Genomic DNA, 20,049 nt, shown 5'->3' with positions numbered 1-20,049 from the left:
CATGACGCGTCTGCTGGCTGCGGTGCTGTGCGTGGCGTCGCTGGCAGCGATGCCGGTGTCCGCCGAAACGTTGCTGCTCGCGCCGGCGCGCGTGTGGACGGGCGAAGGCGCGTCGCATCCAGGTTGGGTCGTGCTGGTGCGCGATGGGGCGATCGCGGCGGTCGGGCCTGCGTCGACGGTCACCGCACCGGCCGACGCACGCCGCATCGATCTGCCGAACGCGACACTGACGCCCGGCCTCATCGACCTGCACTCGCACCTGTTCCTGCACCCGTACAACGAGGAAAGCTGGAACGACCAGGTGCTGAAGGAGCCCGAAGCGTATCGCACGTTGCAAGCGGCCAAGTTCGCGGGCGACACGCTGCGCTCCGGCTTCACGACATTGCGCGACCTCGGCACCGAAGGAGCGGGGTTCGCCGACGTGTCGCTCAAGCGGGCGATCGACGAAGGCCTCGTCGCAGGACCGCGGCTGTTCGTTTCGACGCGCGCGATCGTCGCGACGTCCAGCTATGGCCCCGGCCCGCGCGGCTTCCGTCCCGATGCCGACCTGCCGGGCGGCGCGCAGGAAGTCAGCGGCACCGACGAGGCCACGCGCGCGGTGCGCGAACAGGCCGGTCGCGGCGCCGACTGGATCAAGTTCTACGCGGACTATCGCGTCGGCCCGGGTGGCAGCACGCAGCCTGCGTTCACCGCGAACGAGATGAAGGCCATCGTCGAAGCCGCGCATACGGGCGGACGCCCCGCCGCGGCGCATGCGGCGAGCGACGCGGGCATGCGCATGGCGATCGAAGCCGGCGTCGACACCATCGAGCATGGTTACGGCGGCACGCCGCAGACGTTCAAGCTGATGCACGACCGCCACGTCGCGTACATGCCAACGCTGACCGCGGTCGAGGCGACCGAGACCTACTTCAACCACTACGTGCCGGGCCAATCCGCGCCGACGCCGAAGATCGAGGAGTCGCTGAAGGCGTTCCGCACCGCGATGGCGCAGGGCGTCACGATCGGCTGCGGCAGCGACGTAGGCGTATTCCGCCACGGCGACAACTGGCGCGAGCCCGCGCTGATGGTGAAGGCCGGGATGGCGCCGGTCGATGCGATGCGCACGTGCACGTCGACGGCGGCGGCGATCCTCAAGCAGCAGGACCGGATCGGCCGCATCGCGGTCGGGCTGCGCGCGGACCTCGCCGCGTTCGAAGGCGATCCCACCGTCGCGATCGACGCGCTGCGCCAGCCGGTGCTGGTGGCGAAGGACGGCGTGCTCTACCGCGAGCCGGCGTCGCACTGAGCCGGAACCTGCGCAGCCGGTAGAATCGCGGCCTTTCCGGCATTCCGAGGGACCGCCATGCAGATCTCCAACGCCCGCGCCGTCATCACCGGCGGCGTCTCCGGCCTCGGCTTCGCCGTGGCGCAGCGCATCGTTCGCGAAGGCGGCCGCGTCGCGCTGTTCGACGTCAACGACGAGAAGGGCCAGTCGGCGGTCGCCGAACTCGGCGCCGACAAGGCGAAGTTCTTCCGCACCGACGTCACCGACGAAGCGGGCGTCACTGCGAACGTCGCCGCGGCGTCCGAATTCCTCGGCGGGCTCAACGTCACGGTTAACTGCGCGGGCATCCTCGGCTCGGGCCGCGTGCTCGGCAAGGACGGCCCGATGGCGCTGTCGCAGTTCCAGACCACGGTGATGGTCAACCTCGTCGGCAGCTTCAACGTCGCGAAGGCCTGCGCATCGCTGATGCAGAACAACGAAGCCGGCACCGACGGCGAGCGCGGCGTGATCATCAACACCGCTTCGGTCGCCGCGTACGAAGGCCAGATCGGTCAGGCTGCGTATTCCGCGTCGAAGGGTGGCGTCGTCGGCATGACGCTGCCGCTAGCGCGTGAGTTCGCACGGTTCGGCATCCGCGTCGTCACCATCGCGCCGGGTGTGTTCTGGACGCCCATGGTCGACGGCATGCCGGACAGCGTGCAGCAGTCGCTGGCGGCGTCGATCCCGTTCCCGTCGCGCCTCGGCAAGCCCGACGAATTCGCGGACCTCGCCGCGTACATCCTCGGCAACACCTACCTCAACGGCGAGACCATCCGCCTCGACGGCGCGACGCGTCTGGCACCGAAGTAAAGCGATGCCACGAATTCCGCACGAAGCACACCGCTGGCGTCGCGCCCGCGCACTGGGGCGCACGCGCTACGTGCTGCTCGTCGGCGTTGCAGGCTGGGGCCTGCCGATGTTCGTCTACATGATGCTGCTACGCCCATGGATGAGCGGCCATCCGCAGGACATTTCGGCGCGCCACCTCGCGGTCGGCGCCGTGACATGGGCGCTAGCCGGCGCGGCGTTCGGACTTTTCATGTGGCATGTCGGCCGCGCCGACCCACGATTTCAGGGCAACGAGCGAACCAAGCAATGAAAGCCTACGACATCAAGAAGGGCAACGTCGTCGAACACAACGGCGGCGTGTACCAGATCCGCGACATCGAGCGCAGCAGCCCGCAGGGCCGCGGCGGCAACGTGCGCTTCCGTTTCACCATGTACAGCGTGCCGGGCGCGAACAAGCTCGATGCGAGCTTCGACGGCGACGACGACCTGCGCGAAGTCGATCTCGCGCGTCGCCAGGCGACGTTCTCCTACATGGACGGCGACGCGTTCGTGTTCATGGACGACGAGGACTACACGCCGTACGCGCTCGACGCGGACGTGGTCGGCGACATGGCGGGCTACGTGGTGCCCGACCTGTCGGGCTGCTACGTGCAGATCATCGACGACGCACCGGTCGGCCTGCAGCTGCCGCAGACGGTGACGATGGAAGTGATCGAAACGCCGCCGGAACTCAAGGGCGGCACCGCGACCAAGCGCCCGAAGCCGGCCAAGCTGTCGACCGGCCTCGAGATCATGGTGCCGGAGTACATCGGCAACGGTGAGCGCGTGCTGGTGAATACGACGACGGGCGAGTTCGCGGGCCGCGCGGACTGATTCGACGTCGATCGGAAATACGAAGGGCCGGCATCGCTGCCGGCCCTTTTTTTGCGTCACTCGATGAGGTCAGCCCGCGGACTGCAGATCGCCGTTGCGGATGCGCCACTTCATCGACATGCGACGCACGGAATCGTCGGTCGCCGGATCGTCGAGCAGCGATTGAACATCGCGCCATGCGAGATCCAGCGATTCCTCGCTGACGACGAACGCCTCGTTCTCACCCGCGCGCACGACGAAGCGCACGTCGTAATGCCAATGCGCGGGTACGTCGCGGCGTTCCGGAATCCAGTGGCGGTCGAGGTCGAATAGGCCGGGTTCCAGCGTCAATCCGGTGAGGCCCGACTCCTCCTCGGCTTCCTTCAACGCGACGCGACCCAGGTCAACATCGCCATCCGCATGACCGCCGAGCTGCAGCCATCGACCGAGCTTGCGGTGGTGCGTGAGCAGCACGCGTGTCCCGGTGCGGTCGACCAGCCATGCCGAACCGGTGAAGTGGCCCGCGAGCCGCTCACGCGCGAACGGCGCGCTGTCGATGTCGTGCAGCAGCTCGACGAAGTGCGCCACCACCTCGGCCTCGGCGGGCCAGCGGCGCGCATAGTCCGCGAGATCGTGATGCAGCTGATCGGTCGTGGACGAGTGGTCGGTCGAGGCGTCCATACGATGGCGTCTTTCATGGGTGCAGTGCAGCATTATCCCGATTCATGGACCGAAGGGCGCGGCGCGACTTGTGCAGCGCGGGCGGCTGCGGCTAAGGTCCACGGGTTCCCCGGCGTGCGAGCGCCGGGGCCTTAGTCCCGGGGAGAACACCGCAAATGCTGTTCCAGCGCAGAAAGCCGCTCGACCTGATTCTCGCGACCGCCGAAAAGCGCTCGCTCAAGCGCCAGCTCGGCGCATTCGACCTGACCATGCTCGGCATCGGCGCCGTGATCGGCACCGGCATCTTCGTGCTCACCGCAGTGGCCGCGAACAAGGCCGGCCCGGGCATGATGTACTCGTTCATCATCGCGGGCGTGGTCTGTGCGCTCACCGCGCTGATGTACTCCGAGATCGCGGCGATGGTGCCCGTCTCGGGCTCGGCCTACACGTATTCGTACGCGGTGCTCGGCGAGCTGATCGCGTGGATGGTGGGCTGGGCGCTGATCCTCGAATACGCCGTCGCGGCAGGCGCCGTTGCGGTCGGGTGGTCCGGCTATGCGAACGGCTTCCTGCACGCACACGGGATGGGATTACCGACGGCACTGCTCTCGGGTCCGTTCGACCCGGTGACGCTGCCGGACGGCACCGTCGCGCGCGGCAGCTTCAACCTGATCGCCTTCCTGCTCTCGCTGCTCGTCACCTGGCTGCTCGTCATCGGCACCAGCAAGTCGGCGAAGGTCACGTCGGTGCTGGTGCTGATCAAGATCGCCGCACTCACCGCGTTCGTGCTGCTGGCCTTCCCGGCGGTGCAGTCGACCAACTTCACCCCGATGCTGCCGAATGGCTGGGGCACGCCGCTCTCGGGCGTGGGCGTGCTGGGCGCCGCGGCGTCGATCTTCTTCGCGTACGTCGGCTTCGATGCGGTCTCGACGGCTGCGGAAGAAACCAAGAACCCGAACCGCAACATCCCGATCGGCCTGATCGGTTCGCTCGGCGTCTGCACCGTGTTCTACCTGCTCGTTGCGTACGCGGCGGTGGGTTCGATGGGTGCGCAGCCGGGCGGTCCGCTGTCGATGAGCAAGGAGCCGCTGGCGTTCGTTCTCCGCAATATCGGCTGGCCGCGCGTGGGTGACCTCGTTGCCGCTGCCGCGATCGTCGCGCTGCCGTCGGTGGTGCTGATGATGATGTTCGGCCAGACGCGCATCCTGTTCACGATGGCGCGCGACGGCCTGATGCCGTCGGTGTTCGCCAAGGTGCACCCGCGCTTCCACACGCCGCACGTGGTGACCTGGACGACCGGTATCTTCGTGGCGTTCTTCGCTGCGCTGTTCCCGGTGAGCGCGCTTGCGGACATCTCGAACGCCGGCACGCTGTTCGCGTTCTTCATGGTCTGCGCGGGCGTCATGATCCTGCGCCGCACGGAGCCGAGTCGTCCGCGTCCGTTCCGCACCCCGCTGGTCTGGATTGTCGGCCCGCTGGCGTTGGCCGGCTGCGTCCTGCTGTTCTTCAGCCTGGGCTGGGATCCGACGATCAAGTTCTTCTGCTTCTGGGCGGTTCTCGGCCTGATCGTGTACTTCCTGTTCGCCCGCAAGCGCAGCCACTTGGCGCACGGCGAGCCGATCGAACTGCACGAAGAGCCGGAACCGAACATCCACAAGTAAGCGACCGGCATCGGTTTACGGAAACGGCGCGGGCGACCGCGCCGTTTTCTTTTGTCGCGGCGAACGTTCTGCGCCCGGCACCGCGGCGTCGCGCCTCCGTTGCGCGTCGCCAACACCGTCTGCCCTAAACTTCCGCCGATGAGCACCTCCCTGCCCTACGACCCGCAGCGCCTCGCCGTCTGCGCGGACGAAATCATCGTCAACGTGCGTGAGCTCGCCGACCGCGGCTGGACGCCCGCGACCAGCAGCAACTTCTCGCGCCGCATGGACGCCGACAACGTCGCGATCACCGTGTCCGGCCGCGACAAGGGCCGCCTGGTCGAGGCCGACATCATGGTCGTCGACCTCGATGGACTGCCCGTCGCCACCACGCAGAAGTCGTCGGCCGAAACGCTGCTGCACACGCAGCTCTACAAGCGCTTCGCCGACATCGGCTGCGTGCTGCACACGCACTCGATGAACCAGACCGTCGCATCGCGGCTGTATGCAGCCGATGGCGTGCTGCGGCTTGAAGGCTACGAGTTGCTCAAAGCGTTCAACGGCAACACCACCCACGACGCCGTGCTCGATCTGCCGGTTCTGCCCAACACGCAGGACATGCCGGAGCTCGCCGAACGCGTCGAACGCCTGCTCGACGCCGGCCCGATGTGGGGCTACCTGATCGACGGCCACGGCCTCTACGCCTGGGGCCGCGACATGCCGGAAGCGCGCCGCCACCTCGAAGCGTTCGAGTTCCTGATCGCCTGCGAACTCGAACTCCGCCGACTCGGCACATCGTCCACCGCACTGTCCCGGAGCGCGCCATGAGCCGCCTGCGCATCTTTCACGAAGCCACGCCCGACAAGCCGGAGTTCGTCTCGAGCGAACTCGAACCGATCCGCGAACACCTCGCGCCGATCGGCGTCGGTTTCGAACGCTGGGAAGCGAACCAGCCGATCAAGGCGGGCGACGCGCCGGACGTCATCCTCGACGCGTATCGCAGCGACATCGACCGCATCGTGCGCGAGCGCAACTTCAAGACCGTCGATGTCGTCAGCATCGCGCCCGACAACCCGAACCATGGCGAGGCGCGCAAGAAATTCCTCGACGAACACTTCCACAAGGAAGACGAGGTGCGCTTCTTCGTCGCGGGCTCCGGCCTGTTTACCCTGCATGCGAGCGAGCGCGTCTACGAGATGAAGTGCGAGGCCGGCGACCTGATTTCGGTGCCGGATTCGATGCTGCACTGGTTCGACATGGGCCCGGAGCCGAACTTCGTCGCGATTCGTTTCTTTCAGGAACCCGACGGCTGGATTGGCCATTTCACCGGCAACGACATCGCGCAGAAATTCCCGCGCTACGAGCCCGGCCAGGCCGGCTGACCCACGCATTCGCCTGTCTGCGGAGCGTTCGCGGCGGCCACCTTGAGCGACGAAACGACATGCCTGTCCGCGCCATCCTCACCGACATCGAAGGCACCACGAGCAGCATCTCGTTCGTGAAGGACGTCCTGTTCCCGTACGCGCGGCGCGCCCTGCCCGGCTTCGTGCGCGAGCACAGTGGAGAGCCGGAGGTGCGACGCTGGCTGGACGCAGTCGCCGTCGAACAGGGCGGCATCTGCAGCGACGACACGATCGTCGAAGTACTGCAGGGCTGGATCGACGAGGACCGCAAGCACACCGCGCTCAAGGCGCTGCAAGGCATGATCTGGAACGCCGGATACAAGAGCGCAGACTTCACCGCGCATCTGTATCCGGATGCCGCGGTCGCGCTGCGCGAATGGCATGACGCGGGTTATCCGCTGTACGTCTATTCGTCGGGCAGCGTGCCGGCGCAGCGCCTGTTCTTCGGTCACAGCGACGCCGGCGATCTGACGCCGCTGTTCTCGGGTTGGTTCGACACCGAAGTCGGCGGAAAGCGCGAGGCCGACAGCTATCGTCGTATCGCCGACAGCATAGGCATTGCACCGGGCGACATCCTGTTCCTGTCAGACGTCGTCGAGGAACTCGACGCCTCGCGCGACGCGGGCATGCAGGCGGTACTGATCGACCGTCGCAACGACTATCCGCAGCCGCGAACCGGTGACGAGACGCACGGACATCGTCGCGTCGAGACGTTTGCCGACGTCGGGATCTAGGTCCGTTCGATCGCGTTGGCGTAGCGACGCGCGCCACGACTCGCGTTACGGCGCGGCATCCTGCAGCGCGTATGTCGTGTCCGCGTGCTGCTCGCCCTGCCAGCGATCGAACGTGCGTACCTCGATGCGATGCGATCCGACCGCTAGGTTGGTCGGCAGCGCACCGCGCCAAAGATGCGTCGACGCCTGCGCTTCCGGCGAGCGGTCGTAGCCGCGTAGCTTCGCCGCCTCGTCGTCGCGCACGTTTTCGCTCAGCAACCACGGGTCCGGCTGTTCGACGCGCTTCATCGGCGCCCAGTCGCCACCGTCGACACGGAATTCGGTGCGCTGGTCGGGTGTGCCCATCCAGACGTTCGCGTACACGCCCCACGCGGGATACGCGCCGCGACGCAGCACGCGCGGCGCATGCACACGCATCGTGCGCGTCAGATCGCCGGAGTCGGCCGTAACGCCCGCGGGCTGCCACGACAGCTTGTAACTTCCGTCGCGGGAAACGATCAGGCGCGCAGTGCCATTCGGCGTGCCGTCGGGCATCGTCGAGTCGGGCACACCTGCTGCGTTCTTGACGCCCGACCAATACGCGCCGCACGCCGCGCCCGAGTTGTATTCGTGCAGCGGCGACGCGCCATGCCAGCCGCTCTTCTCGTCGTGGAAGAACTGGCGCTGCACATGGCCGTGTGCGCTCAGCACCAGCACGTGCGGCACATCCTTCAGCAAAGCGAACAGGCGTTCACGGTCCGCGCTGCGAAATGTTTCGCCGCCATCCGGAAACAACGGGATGTGCACGGCGATCACGAGCAGGCGCTTCGCATCGTGCGTCGGCAGGTAATGCTCGAGGAAGGCGAACTGCTCGTCGCGTAGTCCACCGATGTACGCCGGTTTCTGCCCCGGGCGCGAGATCACGTCGTCGAGGATGACGAAATCGGCCTGCGGCTCTTCCCAGGCGAACGTGTCCGGACCGAACTGCTGGCGGAAGGTCAGCAATGCGTCGGCGTCGCTCTTCGCGTCGGCATCGACGTCGTGATTGCCGGCGACGTGCAGCCAAGGCGCACCGAGCCGCGTAGTCACCGCCGTCATGTCGGGATACAGCGAAAGATCGTCGCTGACGACGTCGCCCAGCGTCAGGCCGAGATCCGCGGCAGGCGCACCGTCGCGACGCCGCAGCGGCTCGACGATGTCGCGTTCGTAATAGCCGACATCTACCTTGGACTTGGGTTGCGTGTCGGCGAATACCAGAACGTCCAGATCACCGCGACGCGGCTTTGCGGGACGCAGCCCGAACGACGGGCAGGTGGTGCCAGCGTCGCGCACGCCGCCGTAGCGCAGCACAGGTGCGAACGGATGCGGCGCGTGCGCCCAGAAGAGCGGCAGACCATCGCTCCGTCGTGGCGCATCGAAGCCGGCGGGCTTGATGACGAACAAGGTGCGACCCGGCTCGGCAGGCAAGTCGAATCGGCCGTCCGCGGAGGTGGTGACGATGCGGACGCCATCGGATACCCGCATGTTCGCGAGGCCGGGCTCGCCCGCATCGCGACGACCATTACCGTTGCCATCCTCGTACACCGCGCTGTCGCAGTGCGGCGCCTGCGCATGCGACCACGAAGCGAACGTGAGCAGCGCGAGCGCGACGAGCAAACGGGTCATGGCGGCCTCCGGGACGAGGCCGAAGCCTAGCAGCGGCGCGGTGCTATTGCGTAGCGCCGTGGCGCTGCTTCAGCACACCGACCGCATCGTTCAGCGACAGGCCGCGCGCGCGCAGCAGCACGATCAGGTGGTACAGGAGGTCGGCGGATTCGCCGAGCAGCGCGTCGTCGTCCTGCACCACGCCCGCGAGCGCGGTTTCGACGCCCTCTTCGCCCACCTTCTGTGCGATCCGGCGGATGCCGCCGTCGAACAGTTTCGTCGTGTAGCTGCCTTCCGGACGCTCGAACGCACGACGCTCGACCAGAGCATCGAGGGTCGACAGAAAGTCGCCCGGCGCATCCGGAAAGCAGCTTGCGCGGTCGAGATGGCAGGTCGCGCCGCGCGGTGTTGCGAGCACTAGTAGTGTGTCGCCGTCGCAGTCGAGTTTCACATCGGCGACGTCGAGCACGTTGCCGGACGTCTCGCCCTTGGTCCATTGCCGCTGCCGCGTGCGGCTGAAGAAGGTCGCCTGACGTGTCGAGAGCGTATGCGCGAGCGCGTCGCGGTCCATCCAGCCGACCATGAGCACGCGCAGCGTCCGCACGTCCTGCACGACGGCGGCGACCAGACCGTCCTGCTTCGCCCAGTCGACTACGTTGACGTCGAAGGTGATCGGATCAGACACGGCGCACCTCGACTCCCGCATCGGCCAACTCCCGCTTGAGCTGCGGAATGCGTACGGCGCCGGAGTGGAAAACACTCGCGGCCAGCGCACCATCGACGTCGGCGTCGCGGAATACGTCCGCGAAATGCGAGGCATCGCCCGCGCCGCCGGAGGCGATGAGTGGAACGTCGCACAACCGGCGCGCATCGCGAAGCTGCTCGATGTCGTAGCCGCTTCGCACGCCGTCGCTGCCCATGCAGTTCAGCACGATCTCGCCGGCGCCCCGCTGCTGGGCTTCGACCATCCAGTCGAGCGTGCGACGCGCGAGCGCGCGTGTCCGTGACGGATCGCCCGTGTACTGGCGCACGCGCCACTCACCGTCGTCATCGCGCAGGCTGTCGATGCCAACGACGACGCACTGCACGCCGAACGCCGCGGCCAGCTCGTCGATGAGGTCCGGTCGGTCCAGCGCGGGCGTGTTCACGGAGATCTTGTCGGCGCCCGCATGCAGGATTTCGCGTGCGTCGTCGACGCTGCGGATGCCGCCCGCTACGCAGAACGGAACGTCGATCAATCGCGCCACGCGTTCGACCCAGCCGCGGTCGACGCTGCGGCCCTCGGGACTCGCGGTAATGTCGTAGAAGACGAGTTCATCTGCACCTTCGTCGCGATAACGCAGCGCGAGCTCGACGATGTCGCCCATGTCTACGTGGTCGCGAAAACGCACGCCTTTGACGACTCGGCCGTCGCGCACGTCCAAGCATGGAATGATGCGGCGGCTCAGCACGGTGCGCTTTCCGTTGCGACGGCCAACGCATCCGCGACGCTCAGTCGCCCTTCGAGCAGCGCCTTGCCGAGAACGATGCCCGCGCAGCCGGATTCCAGCGCAGCACGCACGTCCTCGACCGAGCGCGCACCGCCAGACGCCTGTAGGCGAAGCGACGGCGCTCGTGCGACCAGCGCCGCGTACAGATCGAGATTCGGCCCGGCGAGCATGCCGTCGCGCCCGATGTCGGTGCAAAGCAGATGACGCAGCCCGGCGGTCGCGTAGAGCTCGACGAGGTCGAACAGATCGACACCGCCGGTGCGCGTCCAGCCTTCGGTCGGCAACGTCCAGCGGCCGTCGACCTCGCGCGTGTCGAGCGCCACGGTCATGCGCTCGTTACCGAACTTCGCGAGCCAACCCGCCACGGCTTGCGGCTGTCGCACCGCCAGCGATCCGACGACGACGCGATCCGCACCGGCATCGAGAAGGCGCTGCACGTCGTCGACCGAGCGTACGCCGCCACCCGTCTGGACGCGGAGCCCGGTTGCAGCACGGATGCGTGTCAGCAGGTCGCCGATGGAATAGCCGCCATCGCGCGCGGCGTCGAGGTCGATGAGATGCAGCCACGTCGCGCCGGCGTCGCCGTAGCGCTGCGCCACCGCAAGCGGATCGTCGGCGTAGCGCGTTTCCTGCGCATAGTTGCCCTGCTTGAGGCGCACCACGCGACCTTCGCGAACATCGATCGCCGGGTAGACGGTGAAATCGGTCATGCCGGTACCTTCAGGAAATTCTCGAGCAGCTGCGCACCGACGGCGGCGGAACGCTCGGGGTGGAACTGCGCGCCCATGCGATTGCCGCGTCGGACGACCGCAGCGAAGCGCTCGCCGTGGGCGCAGGTTGCTACCGTGTCGTCGGTGACCGGAGCTGCATAGCTGTGGACGAAGTAGGCGCTGCTGCCGTCACTAACGTTGTCGAGCAACGCATCGTCACGCACGCGGTCGAGCGTATTCCAGCCCATGTGCGGCACGCGCAGCCCCGGCGCGCTGCCGAGCTTGCGTATGCGTCCCGGCAGCAGCGCAAGGCATTCGACGTCGCCTTCTTCTGACGAGTCGAACAACAGTTGCATGCCCAGGCACACACCGAGCAGCGGTTGCCGCAACTCGCGCACGCAGTCGACGAGGCCGAGCTCCCGCAGCCTCGCCATGCCAGCTGCCGCAGCACCGACGCCGGGCAGCACCACGCGTTCGGCCCTCGCGATTTCGTTCGCGTCCGCGCTGAAGCGCACGGTCGCACCGAGTCTCTCGAACGCATAACGCACCGACCCGATGTTCGCGCCGCCGGCGTCGATCAACACGACGTCCATCAGAGCGCGCCCTTGGTCGACGGCAGCTCGCGACCTTCGCGCCTGATCGCCTGACGCAGCGCGCGCGCGACCACCTTGAAACACGCCTCGACCTTGTGGTGATCGTTGTCGCCGCGAACCCGTAGATGCAGGTTGAGCCCGGCGGTTTCGCAGAGCGAACGGAAAAAGTGCGGCACCAGTTCGGTCGGCAGGTCGCCGACGCGGTCGCGCTTGAAGTCACCTTGGAACACGAAGTACGGGCGACCCGAGAAATCCAGGGCGGCCCCCGCCAGCGCTTCGTCCATCGGCAGCATGAATCCGTAGGATGGCGCGTTGTCGGCGTCATCGTCGGCCACGTCTGCCGAGCCGTAACGCCCGATACCGCGCTTGTCGCCGAGCGCCTGACGCAGCGCCTGGCCGAGTGCGAGTGCGCAATCCTCGACGGTGTGATGTTCGTCGATGCGCAGGTCGCCTTCGCAGCTCAGGTTCAATGCAAAGCCGCCGTGCTTGCCGATCTGTTCGAGCATGTGATCGTAGAAGCCGAGTCCCGTGTTGATCTTCGGCTCGGCAGCCCGGTCGAGATCGACGTCGACCGTGATCCGCGTTTCCTTCGTATTGCGCTCGACACGCGCAACGCGCGGCGCGTCGACGAGTGCGTGCGCGATGCCCGTCCAATCCCACTCACCGCCGAATTGCGACGTGCGCAGCTGGAACGCGCGGATGCCGAGGTTGTCGGCGAACTGCACGTCCGTCGGACGATCGCCGACCATCGCCGAGCGCGACCAGTCGATCGATCGGTCCTTCATGTACGACGTCATCAGACCGATCTGCGGTTTGCGCGTCGGCGAGTTATCGGCGGGAAAACTTGTGTCGATGAGCACGTCGCGAAAGCGGATGCCCTGGCTTTCGAAGATCTGCATCATCAGGTCGTGCGGGCCCTGGAACGTGTCACGCGGATAGCCCGGCGTGCCGAGGCCGTCCTGGTTGGAGACGATGACGAACGCGTAGCCGGCGTCGCGCAGCTTGAGCAGCGCCGGGATGACATCGGCCACGAAGCGCAGTTTCTCGAACGCGTCGATCTGGAAGTCGGACGGCTCCTCGATCAGCGTCCCGTCGCGATCGACGAACAGGATCGGCGTGCTCATGCGATCGCTCCGGCGAGAACCGACAGCACGCGATCGTTCTCATCGGGTCGCCCGACCGTGATCCGCAACGCGTCGCCGAGCCCGGGCTGCGCGCGGACGTCACGAACGACAACCCCGGCGGACAGCAATGCATCGAATGCGGCCTGCGCGTCGTCGAAGCGGACCAGCAGGAAATTCGACGCCGACGGGTAGACGTGCACCATGCCGGGCGCTGTACGCAGTGCGTGTTTTAGCCGCTCTCGCTCCTGTACGGCGAGGCTGGTTGCTTCCCGGGTGCGCAAAAGTGCAGCGTCATCCAGTGCATCACTGACGAGCGAGATGCATGGCGAAGGCAAGGGGTACGGTGCCTGGCAGCGGCGCAGCACGGCGATCAGGTCGGCATCGCCGATCGCGACGCCGAGCCGCGCGCCGGCGAGTGCATGCGCCTTCGACAGGGTTCGCAGGACGACGATGTTGTTCGCTTCGCCGAGAAGCGTAAGCGCGGATGGCGTCGACGCGAACTCCTGATAGGCCTCGTCCACCACCACGACGGCGCGTCCCTCAAGACGCGCGGAAAGGCGGCGGACGTCGTCGAGCGCAACGACGTCGCCCGTCGGATTGCCCGGCGAGCAGAGGAAGACGAGCGTGGCACCGGACGCGAGCGACGCGTCGGCGACCGCATCGACATCGCAACGGAATGCGCCTTCGCCATCGACCAAGGGAGCTTCGATCACACGCACGCCGTGCAGTCGCGCGCTCACCGCGTACATCCCGAACGTTGGCGGCGTAGTCACGATCGCGCCCTGCCCCGGCGCGCACAGCGCGCGCACCAGAAGATCGATCGCTTCATCGCTACCGCGACCTGCAAGAAGCTGCTCGGGCGCGCAGCCGTAGAGCGACGCCAGCTTCTCGCGCAGCGCCTGCGGCTGCGGATCCGGATAGCGGCGCGCGCTCCCGTCGTCCGCGGCGTTCGGCCACGCGGACTCGTTGGCGTTGAGCCAAACGTCGCCGGTGAGGCGATCGCTTCGCGCAGAGCGATAGCCCGCGAAGTCACGCAGGTCCGCGCGCACGAGGTCGACGGGCGACGTCATGCCAAAGCCTCCAACCGCAGCGAGACAGCGCGGCCGTGGGCGTCGAGCCCTTCCGCGTTTGCGAGTTCGACAGCACACGGCCCGATCGCGGCGAGACCTTCGCGCGCGACTTCCTGCACGGTGATCGCCACTTGAAAGCTCGCGACGCTCAGCCCGCCCGTAAAGCGCGCTGCCCCGCCCGTTGGCAGCACGTGGTTGGTGCCGCTGCAGTAATCGCCGAGCGCTTCCGGTGCCCAGTCGCCGAGGAAGATCGAACCCGCCGCGTCGACGCGGTCGAGCGAGCGTCGCGGATCACGCAGCGCGAGGATCAAGTGCTCGGGCGCATACGAATTGCTGATGTCGAACGCGATGTCGAGCGTGTCGACTTCGATCGCGAGCGATGCTTCGAGCGCAGCACGTGCAATGTCCGCGCGTGGCAAAGTAGGCAGTTGCCGATCGATCTCGGCGGCGACGCCATCGAGCACATTCGTGTCGTCGCTGATCAGGACGACCTGCGAGTCGCGACCGTGTTCAGCCTGCGAGAGCAGATCCGCCGCGACGAACGTCGCATTCGCGCCGGCATCTGCAATGACCAGCACTTCCGACGGCCCGGCCGGCATGTCGATCGCCGCGCCGCCTTCCGTCATGGAGACCTGCCGCTTCGCTTCCGTGACGAAGCCATTGCCCGGCCCGAACAGCTTGTCGCACTTCGGGATCGAGGCCGTGCCGAACGCGATCGCGGCGATCGCCTGCACGCCGCCGAGCGCGAACACGCGCTGGATTCCGCAGCGCTGCGCGGCATAAAGAACGGCGGGATCGACGGTGCCGTCGGCTCGCGGCGGCGAACACAGGATGACTTCGCCACAACCTGCAAGCTGCGCAGGTACGCCGAGCATCAGTGCCGTCGAAGGCAGTGGTGCGGAACCTGCCGGCACGTACAGGCCCACGCGACGAATCGGACGCAACACGCGCTCACAGCGCACACCGGGCGCGGTGTCCACGACGACGGGTGAGGTCATGCAAGCGGCGTGGAAGACCCGAATGCGTTCGGCGGCGTCGTCGATCGCGCGCTTCAACGCGTCGGGCAACGCGGCGCACGCGTCGAAGAACGCTTGCGCGTCGACTTCGAAGCGCCCGATGTCGACGCCGTCGAAACGGGTGGTGAGCTCGCGCAGCGCAGCGTCGCCGTCGCGGCGTACCTGCGCGATCAACGCCGCGACCGACGACGCGACGTCCTCTGCAACCCGCTGTGCAGGACGACGCAGCGCGTCCTCGCGCGCCGCGGCGTCGAGTTCGGACCAGCGGATGCGCTTCATGCCAGCATGCTCTCGACCGGCAGCACCATCAGCCCCTGCGCGCCGGCACGCTTGAGATCTTCGAGGCGCTGCCATGTCAGGCGACCGTGGCAAAGCGCCTGCAGCGCGAGACGATCGGCCCCGTCGACCTGCAGGACGGTCGGCGCGTCGGCGTCGGGCAACAACGGCAGCAGACGCGGGATCGCCGCGCGCTCGGCCTGGAACATCAACAGGCGACTGTGGCGCGTGCGCAGCGCGCCTTCGAGTCGACGCAGCAACAGCTCGGCGAGCAGTGCACGTTCGCCTTCGAACTCCGCTGCAGGGCCCGCGAGCACGGCTTCACTTTCAAGCAGCGTCGCGACCGGCTTGAGCTGGTTCGCGGCGAGCGTCGCACCGCTGGAAACGAGGTCGCAGATCAGGTCCGCCTGGCCGAGCCGCGGCGCGATTTCGACCGAGCCCGACAGCGTCACGATGTCGGCCTTGATGCCCTGCCCGTCCAGCCAGCCGCGCAGCAGCGCCGGATAACTCGTCGCGATGCGCGTGCCTTCCAGCTGCGACGCATCCGTCCAGTTCCAGTCGTCCGGCACCGCGAGCGCGAGCCGGCAGCCGCCGAAGCCCAGTGGCACGAGTTCGCGGAACGCCGACGGCGCACCGCCGCGCTGGCGGTCGAGATCCTGCTCGCCGAGCACGTTGCGGCCAACGATGCCGAGGTCGCAGACGCCATCGGCGATGAGGCCGGGGATGTCGTCGTCGCGTACGAGCAGCAGGTCGATCGGCAGCGCTTCGCCGTAGCAGAACAGGCGGTCGCGGCTTTCGCGCCAGCTCAGGCCGCAGGAGCCGAGCAGCGCCCGCGCGGGATCGGCCAGTCGACCGGATTTCTGGATGGCGATACGCAGGCGATCACGGGGTTCGATGACGGAGCTCATGCGTTCTCTTTGCGCGGCCGGCGTGCGAGCCGCTTGGTGGCGATGCGGTAGCCGCCGGCGCCGTGTTCGAGGGTTCGGGCAACGCGCCCGATCGTGGTGACGCTGACCTTCGTCTCGTCGTGGATCTCGCGATACGGCACGCGGTCCTGCAGGTAGGGAACGACGCGCCAGCGATCGCTCATCGACTCGAGTTCCGCCGGCGTGCAGAGGTCTTCGAGGAAGGCGAGTACCTCGTCGCCCGAACGCAGGGCGGCGAAGGCTTCGGCGAGGACCTCCAGGGACAGCTGCTTTTCGGCGTCTTCGAGCGGCGGACGTCGCTTCATCGGTCGTTCCAATGTAATAGCGTGTTAGTACATTAATGCGAGCGCGGCCGCCGGTCAATGTCCATAAACGCGAACGGGCCGGAGTTCGTCCGGCCCGTTCAGGGTTTGCGACCGCGCTGCCGAGCTAGTGCCCGGCGTCGCCCAGTGCGACCCGCCGCGCCGCGGCGAGCACGCGACCGTCCTTCACCAGCTGCACCGCGACCTGCACGTCGCCGTCCATCGCGCGGTCGAAACCCATGAAGGCGATCGATTCGCGGATCGCGGCATGCGCAGCCTGCACGGCGGCGCCTGGGCCGAATTCCCCCGCATCGGCGAGTTCGCTGCGCAGTCCGTCAACCTCCGCCACGAACGCGTCGCGGTCCGCCGAAGATGCTGCGGGCGAGCACGCGATCTTCGACGCGAGATCGTCCAACGACCCGGCACGCGCCAGCGCACGCGCGGCGTTGATCATGTCGCGACGCAGGTCCAGCGCCTGCGCGGCGGTGTACAGCTCGAGGCCGAGCACCTTGCCGAGGTCGTCGGCCATCGCGAGCACGTGGCGTGCTTCGTTGGCGCCCATCGACACGTGATCCTCGGCGTTGGCGCTGGTCGGAATCGAATAGACCGACGCCGGCATCGCGCGGCTCGCGAGGTCGTTGACGATCGCCGCGGCGGTGTACTGCACGATCATGAAGCCGGATTCGGTCGCGTCTTCGTTGCCGATCAGGAAACCCGGCAGTCCGTCGTTCGTCGCGGGGTCGACAAGCTTGTTGAGGCGACGCTCCGAGATGCTCGCGAGCACGGGAATCGACGCCTTGACGTAACTCATCGCCAGCGCGAGCGGCATGCCGTGGAAGTGGCCCGCGGAGACGACCTGGTCTTCGACGTGTTCGGCCTGCGCGTCGGGGAAGATGATCGGGTTGTCGGTCAGCGAGTTGAGCTCGATGTCGAGCACGCGCGCGGCCTGCGCCAGCGCATCGCGAACCGCACCGTGCACCTGCGGCACGCAACGCAGCGAATAGCTGTCCTGCGGCTGGTGCTTCTTGCCGCCGCGGAATGGACGGAAGCGGTCGTAGAACTTCTCGCGACCGTGGCGCTGCGACAGCGGCACCCAGTCCCAACCGATGTCGAAGCGCAGCTCGCGTGCTTCATCGGTCGCCCAACTCTCGGGAAGCCACGGGCGGAAGCGCGGCACGAGGTGATACGGAATGTCGGCGAGCGTGGAACCTTCGAGCAGCTGACGCAGATGCGCGGCGACAGCGACCTGTCCGGGATGCGGCCGCAGCTCATGCACCTCGGGCTTGAACGCGCCGAGACGGCCGGCGAATGCGTCGATCGTCATCGCGGCCGCGAGGTCAGCGGTGTCGACGAGATCCTCGAGCTTGGCCAGCGCCAGTACACCCGTCGCGAGCATCTGCGCCGTGCCGTTGTTGAGCGCGAGGCCTTCCTTGTACGACAGCGTGACCGGCTGCAGGCCTGCGCGACGAAGCGCTTCGCCGCCCGGTAGTCGCTCGCCCCCGAGAAACGCTTCGCCGCCACCGAGCAGGACGATCGCGAGATGCGACAGCGGCGCGAGGTCGCCACTGGCACCGACGGAACCCAGCTGCGGCACCACCGGCACGACACCGGCGTTGAGCATCGCGGCTAGCGCGCGCAGCGTGTCGACGCGAATGCCCGAATGTCCACGCATCAGCGTATTGATGCGGATGCACAGCATCGCGCGCACGACTTCTGGCGCGAACGGCTCACCCACGCACACGGCATGGGTGACGATCAGGTTGCGCTGCAGTTCCGCATGCAGTGATTCGTGCGGATTATTCGCGTCACTGCCCGCGCCGTTGCGCAGGCGATACGAGCCGAGCAGGCGATCCGCATTGCTGCCGAAACCGGTCGACACCCCGTAGATCGGTTCTTCGCGGCTGACCTGTTCGGCAAGGAAATCCGCCGCACGCGCGACTGCGGGCAGCTGCGCCTCGTCGAGCTCCACGGCTGCGCCATAGGCGACCGCAAGCACCTGCGCGCGCGTCAGCGACCGACCATCCAGATGCACCGGCTTCATGCGCGCACCACCGGCTGAGCGAGTTCGACTCGCAGCGTCGATGCAAGCTCCGCACGGTCGACCTGGAACTGGTCTTCGCGACGCAGGTCCTTCACCGTCACCTTGTTCGCCGCGATCTCGTCGTCACCGAGCACCACGACGAAACGGATGCCGGCGCGATCGGCGTAGCGGAACTGCTTGGCGATCTTCGAAGCTTCCATCACCACTTCCGTGTTGAAGCCGGCGTGGCGCAGGTCGTTCGCGACGCCGAGGCAATGCGGCAGGTGCGAGGCGTCCATCTGCGTCACCAGGACCTGCACCGTGCTTTCGGCAGCGCCCAGCAGGCCCGCTTCGCGCAACTGCCAGAACAGCCGCGTCAGGCCGATCGAAATACCGACGCCCGGCAGCTTCGACTTCGTGTAGTGGCTGGCGAGATTCTCGTAGCGACCGCCCGAACAGATCGAGCCGATCTGCGGGTAGTCGTTGAGCGTGGTCTCGTAGACGGTGCCGGTGTAGTAATCGAGACCGCGCGCGATCGAAAGATTCAGCGCGTAAGCCGACTCGGGCACACCCATGGCACGCACGAGTTCCAGCACCTCGCGCAGCTCGGCGACGCCGGTCGCGAGCGATTCATTGGCGTCGCCTTCGGTTGCAAGGCCATCCAGCGTCGCGATTGCATCGGCATGCGACGTCGAACGAATCTCGACGAAGCGCAGGATGCGATCGACCGCGTCGGAGGCAAGCCCGAAACCCTCGCCCGTCAGCGTTTCGCGGACGTAATCCGCGCCGCGCTTGTCGAGTTTGTCGACCTCGCGCAGCACCAGCGCCTGCTGCTGCGCATCGGTCACACCCTGCTGCTCGAAGAAGCCGCGCATCAGCTTGCGGTTGTTGAGCTGGATCGTGAATGCGCCGATGTCGAGTTCGGAGAACACGGCGTGGATCGCGGCAGGAAGCTCGGCGTCGAAGCGAACGCTCAATGCGTCCTTGCCGATGACGTCGATGTCGCACTGGTAGAACTCGCGGAAGCGGCCGCGCTGCTGGCGCTCGCCGCGATACACGCGCTGCATCTGGTAGCGGCGGAACGGGAATGCGAGATCGTGCTCGTGTTCGGCGACGTAACGTGCGAGCGGCACGGTGAGATCGAAACGCAGCGCCATTTCCGGCACGCCTTCGCCCGCTTTTTCCAGAGCACCGGTGGACTGCGCGAAGTAGACCTGGCGCTCGGTTTCGCCACCGGATTTCGTCAGCAGCACCTCCGACAGTTCCATCACCGGCGTTTCGACCGGCAGGAAGCCGAAGCGCTCGAAATTGCGGCGGATAACGTCGAGCATCCGCTGGAAGGCGATCTGGTCGGGCGGCAGGAGTTCGAGGACTCCGGCCGGCGTGCGTGGCTTGATCAAGGGGTTCCCCGAAGCGGGCGGATCGGACGTCACAGTTTAGCGGCGCCCGGCACCGGCCCACGGACGGCTTCACCGCCCCTTGTCGCGAACGCCGCCGCCCGATAAACTTTGCGGC

The 20,049-nt window shown here is 67.2% G+C and carries 21 protein-coding genes; 8 read left to right on the top strand and 13 right to left on the bottom strand.

The genetic code is table 11. The features are described 5' to 3' along the window. Position 1 precedes the first annotated feature (1 nt). Genes ACVWZN_RS02300 through yeiP form a run of 4 tightly spaced genes read left to right on the top strand, consistent with a single transcriptional unit; the run spans position 2 to position 2,968 of the window. Positions 2–1,288 (top strand): amidohydrolase family protein, encoded by a 1,287-nt coding sequence (locus ACVWZN_RS02300; protein WP_456952436.1) that lies wholly within the window; start codon positions 2–4, stop codon positions 1,286–1,288. 57 nt (positions 1,289–1,345) lie between these two features. Next, positions 1,346–2,116 carry an SDR family NAD(P)-dependent oxidoreductase gene (locus ACVWZN_RS02295; RefSeq protein ID WP_456952435.1) on the top strand — a complete coding sequence of 257 codons (771 nt, stop codon included), beginning with the start codon at positions 1,346–1,348 and terminating at the stop codon, positions 2,114–2,116. A 4-nt stretch (positions 2,117–2,120) separates the two neighbouring features. Further along, entirely contained in the window at positions 2,121–2,405 is a 285-nt protein-coding gene (locus ACVWZN_RS02290) for a hypothetical protein (protein WP_456952434.1), read from the top strand. Continuing rightward, positions 2,402–2,968 carry an elongation factor P-like protein YeiP gene (yeiP, locus tag ACVWZN_RS02285; RefSeq protein WP_456952433.1) on the top strand — a complete coding sequence of 189 codons (567 nt, stop codon included), beginning with the start codon at positions 2,402–2,404 and terminating at the stop codon, positions 2,966–2,968. Before ACVWZN_RS02290 ends, yeiP begins: the two co-directional genes overlap by 4 nt. 69 nt (positions 2,969–3,037) lie before the next feature. Here the strand turns inward: yeiP and ACVWZN_RS02280 are convergent, their stop codons facing one another. Then, a complete protein-coding gene (locus tag ACVWZN_RS02280; RefSeq protein WP_456952432.1) occupies positions 3,038–3,628 on the bottom strand; it encodes an NUDIX hydrolase in 591 nt (196 codons plus the stop codon). A gap of 155 nt (positions 3,629–3,783) precedes the next feature. On the opposite strand from ACVWZN_RS02280, the gene ACVWZN_RS02275 reads away from it, so the two are divergent. The 4 genes from ACVWZN_RS02275 (at position 3,784) to mtnC (ending at position 7,384) form a co-directional block, all read left to right on the top strand. Continuing rightward, complete coding sequence (locus tag ACVWZN_RS02275; protein ID WP_456952431.1) at positions 3,784–5,268, top strand: amino acid permease; 1,485 nt, start codon at positions 3,784–3,786, stop codon at positions 5,266–5,268. Positions 5,269–5,406: 138 nt separating this feature from the next. Continuing rightward, positions 5,407–6,075 (top strand): methylthioribulose 1-phosphate dehydratase, encoded by a 669-nt coding sequence (locus ACVWZN_RS02270; protein ID WP_456952430.1) that lies wholly within the window; start codon positions 5,407–5,409, stop codon positions 6,073–6,075. Further along, complete coding sequence (locus ACVWZN_RS02265) at positions 6,072–6,629, top strand: 1,2-dihydroxy-3-keto-5-methylthiopentene dioxygenase (RefSeq protein WP_456952429.1); 558 nt, start codon at positions 6,072–6,074, stop codon at positions 6,627–6,629. Before ACVWZN_RS02270 ends, ACVWZN_RS02265 begins: the two co-directional genes overlap by 4 nt. Positions 6,630–6,688: 59 nt before the next feature. Continuing rightward, entirely contained in the window at positions 6,689–7,384 is a 696-nt protein-coding gene (gene mtnC, locus ACVWZN_RS02260; protein ID WP_456952428.1) for an acireductone synthase, read from the top strand. 45 nt (positions 7,385–7,429) lie between these two features. On the opposite strand, the gene ACVWZN_RS02255 is transcribed toward mtnC, so the two are convergent. From ACVWZN_RS02255 to hisS, 12 genes are all read right to left on the bottom strand, one after another. After that, on the bottom strand, positions 7,430–9,028 hold the full coding sequence (locus ACVWZN_RS02255) for a calcineurin-like phosphoesterase C-terminal domain-containing protein (RefSeq protein WP_456952427.1): 1,599 nt from the start codon (positions 9,026–9,028) through the stop codon (positions 7,430–7,432). 43 nt (positions 9,029–9,071) lie between these two features. Beyond that, positions 9,072–9,713: a bifunctional phosphoribosyl-AMP cyclohydrolase/phosphoribosyl-ATP diphosphatase HisIE gene (gene hisIE / locus ACVWZN_RS02250; protein WP_456952426.1), complete on the bottom strand. Its 642-nt coding sequence runs from the start codon at positions 9,711–9,713 to the stop codon at positions 9,072–9,074. Beyond that, a complete protein-coding gene (hisF, locus tag ACVWZN_RS02245) occupies positions 9,685–10,458 on the bottom strand; it encodes an imidazole glycerol phosphate synthase subunit HisF (protein WP_456952425.1) in 774 nt (257 codons plus the stop codon). Before hisF ends, hisIE begins: the two co-directional genes overlap by 29 nt. Next, positions 10,452–11,207: a 1-(5-phosphoribosyl)-5-[(5-phosphoribosylamino)methylideneamino]imidazole-4-carboxamide isomerase gene (hisA, locus tag ACVWZN_RS02240; RefSeq protein ID WP_456952424.1), complete on the bottom strand. Its 756-nt coding sequence runs from the start codon at positions 11,205–11,207 to the stop codon at positions 10,452–10,454. The genes hisF and hisA overlap by 7 nt, the downstream gene beginning before the upstream one ends. Continuing rightward, a complete protein-coding gene (gene hisH, locus ACVWZN_RS02235; protein ID WP_456954688.1) occupies positions 11,204–11,803 on the bottom strand; it encodes an imidazole glycerol phosphate synthase subunit HisH in 600 nt (199 codons plus the stop codon). Before hisH ends, hisA begins: the two co-directional genes overlap by 4 nt. Next, positions 11,800–12,924, bottom strand: coding sequence for a bifunctional histidinol-phosphatase/imidazoleglycerol-phosphate dehydratase HisB (gene hisB, locus ACVWZN_RS02230; protein WP_456952423.1), 1,125 nt, complete (start codon positions 12,922–12,924; stop codon positions 11,800–11,802). The genes hisH and hisB overlap by 4 nt, the downstream gene beginning before the upstream one ends. Beyond that, positions 12,921–13,994: a histidinol-phosphate transaminase gene (gene hisC / locus ACVWZN_RS02225; RefSeq protein ID WP_456952422.1), complete on the bottom strand. Its 1,074-nt coding sequence runs from the start codon at positions 13,992–13,994 to the stop codon at positions 12,921–12,923. The genes hisB and hisC overlap by 4 nt, the downstream gene beginning before the upstream one ends. After that, complete coding sequence (hisD, locus tag ACVWZN_RS02220) at positions 13,991–15,289, bottom strand: histidinol dehydrogenase (protein ID WP_456952421.1); 1,299 nt, start codon at positions 15,287–15,289, stop codon at positions 13,991–13,993. The genes hisC and hisD overlap by 4 nt, the downstream gene beginning before the upstream one ends. Then, the gene (hisG, locus tag ACVWZN_RS02215) at positions 15,286–16,194 is read right to left on the bottom strand and encodes an ATP phosphoribosyltransferase (RefSeq protein ID WP_456952420.1); all 909 of its coding nucleotides are present in this window, start codon (positions 16,192–16,194) and stop codon (positions 15,286–15,288) included. Before hisG ends, hisD begins: the two co-directional genes overlap by 4 nt. Next, complete coding sequence (locus ACVWZN_RS02210; RefSeq protein ID WP_027082693.1) at positions 16,191–16,517, bottom strand: YerC/YecD family TrpR-related protein; 327 nt, start codon at positions 16,515–16,517, stop codon at positions 16,191–16,193. Before ACVWZN_RS02210 ends, hisG begins: the two co-directional genes overlap by 4 nt. 124 nt (positions 16,518–16,641) lie before the next feature. Continuing rightward, complete coding sequence (locus tag ACVWZN_RS02205) at positions 16,642–18,555, bottom strand: HAL/PAL/TAL family ammonia-lyase (RefSeq protein ID WP_456952419.1); 1,914 nt, start codon at positions 18,553–18,555, stop codon at positions 16,642–16,644. Next, the gene (hisS, locus tag ACVWZN_RS02200) at positions 18,552–19,934 is read right to left on the bottom strand and encodes a histidine--tRNA ligase (RefSeq protein ID WP_456952418.1); all 1,383 of its coding nucleotides are present in this window, start codon (positions 19,932–19,934) and stop codon (positions 18,552–18,554) included. Before hisS ends, ACVWZN_RS02205 begins: the two co-directional genes overlap by 4 nt. Positions 19,935–20,049: the final 115 nt, after the last annotated feature.

Source organism: Lysobacter sp. HA35 (genome assembly GCF_054061195.1).
The sequence above is the reverse complement of the archived record's forward strand: the minus strand, read 5'-3'. Positions and strand labels throughout refer to the sequence as shown.

Coding starts and splice junctions, on each gene's coding strand:
- ACVWZN_RS02300 (WP_456952436.1), top strand. CDS start 2: ATGACGCGTCTGCTGGCTGCGGTGCTGTGCGTGGCGTCGCTGGCAGCG.
- ACVWZN_RS02295 (WP_456952435.1), top strand. CDS start 1,346: ATGCAGATCTCCAACGCCCGCGCCGTCATCACCGGCGGCGTCTCCGGC.
- ACVWZN_RS02290 (WP_456952434.1), top strand. CDS start 2,121: ATGCCACGAATTCCGCACGAAGCACACCGCTGGCGTCGCGCCCGCGCA.
- yeiP (WP_456952433.1), top strand. CDS start 2,402: ATGAAAGCCTACGACATCAAGAAGGGCAACGTCGTCGAACACAACGGC.
- ACVWZN_RS02280 (WP_456952432.1), bottom strand. CDS start 3,628: ATGGACGCCTCGACCGACCACTCGTCCACGACCGATCAGCTGCATCAC.
- ACVWZN_RS02275 (WP_456952431.1), top strand. CDS start 3,784: ATGCTGTTCCAGCGCAGAAAGCCGCTCGACCTGATTCTCGCGACCGCC.
- ACVWZN_RS02270 (WP_456952430.1), top strand. CDS start 5,407: ATGAGCACCTCCCTGCCCTACGACCCGCAGCGCCTCGCCGTCTGCGCG.
- ACVWZN_RS02265 (WP_456952429.1), top strand. CDS start 6,072: ATGAGCCGCCTGCGCATCTTTCACGAAGCCACGCCCGACAAGCCGGAG.
- mtnC (WP_456952428.1), top strand. CDS start 6,689: ATGCCTGTCCGCGCCATCCTCACCGACATCGAAGGCACCACGAGCAGC.
- ACVWZN_RS02255 (WP_456952427.1), bottom strand. CDS start 9,028: ATGACCCGTTTGCTCGTCGCGCTCGCGCTGCTCACGTTCGCTTCGTGG.
- hisIE (WP_456952426.1), bottom strand. CDS start 9,713: ATGCGGGAGTCGAGGTGCGCCGTGTCTGATCCGATCACCTTCGACGTC.
- hisA (WP_456952424.1), bottom strand. CDS start 11,207: ATGACCGATTTCACCGTCTACCCGGCGATCGATGTTCGCGAAGGTCGC.
- hisB (WP_456952423.1), bottom strand. CDS start 12,924: ATGAGCACGCCGATCCTGTTCGTCGATCGCGACGGGACGCTGATCGAG.
- hisC (WP_456952422.1), bottom strand. CDS start 13,994: ATGACGTCGCCCGTCGACCTCGTGCGCGCGGACCTGCGTGACTTCGCG.
- hisD (WP_456952421.1), bottom strand. CDS start 15,289: ATGAAGCGCATCCGCTGGTCCGAACTCGACGCCGCGGCGCGCGAGGAC.
- hisG (WP_456952420.1), bottom strand. CDS start 16,194: ATGAGCTCCGTCATCGAACCCCGTGATCGCCTGCGTATCGCCATCCAG.
- ACVWZN_RS02210 (WP_027082693.1), bottom strand. CDS start 16,517: ATGAAGCGACGTCCGCCGCTCGAAGACGCCGAAAAGCAGCTGTCCCTG.
- ACVWZN_RS02205 (WP_456952419.1), bottom strand. CDS start 18,555: ATGAAGCCGGTGCATCTGGATGGTCGGTCGCTGACGCGCGCGCAGGTG.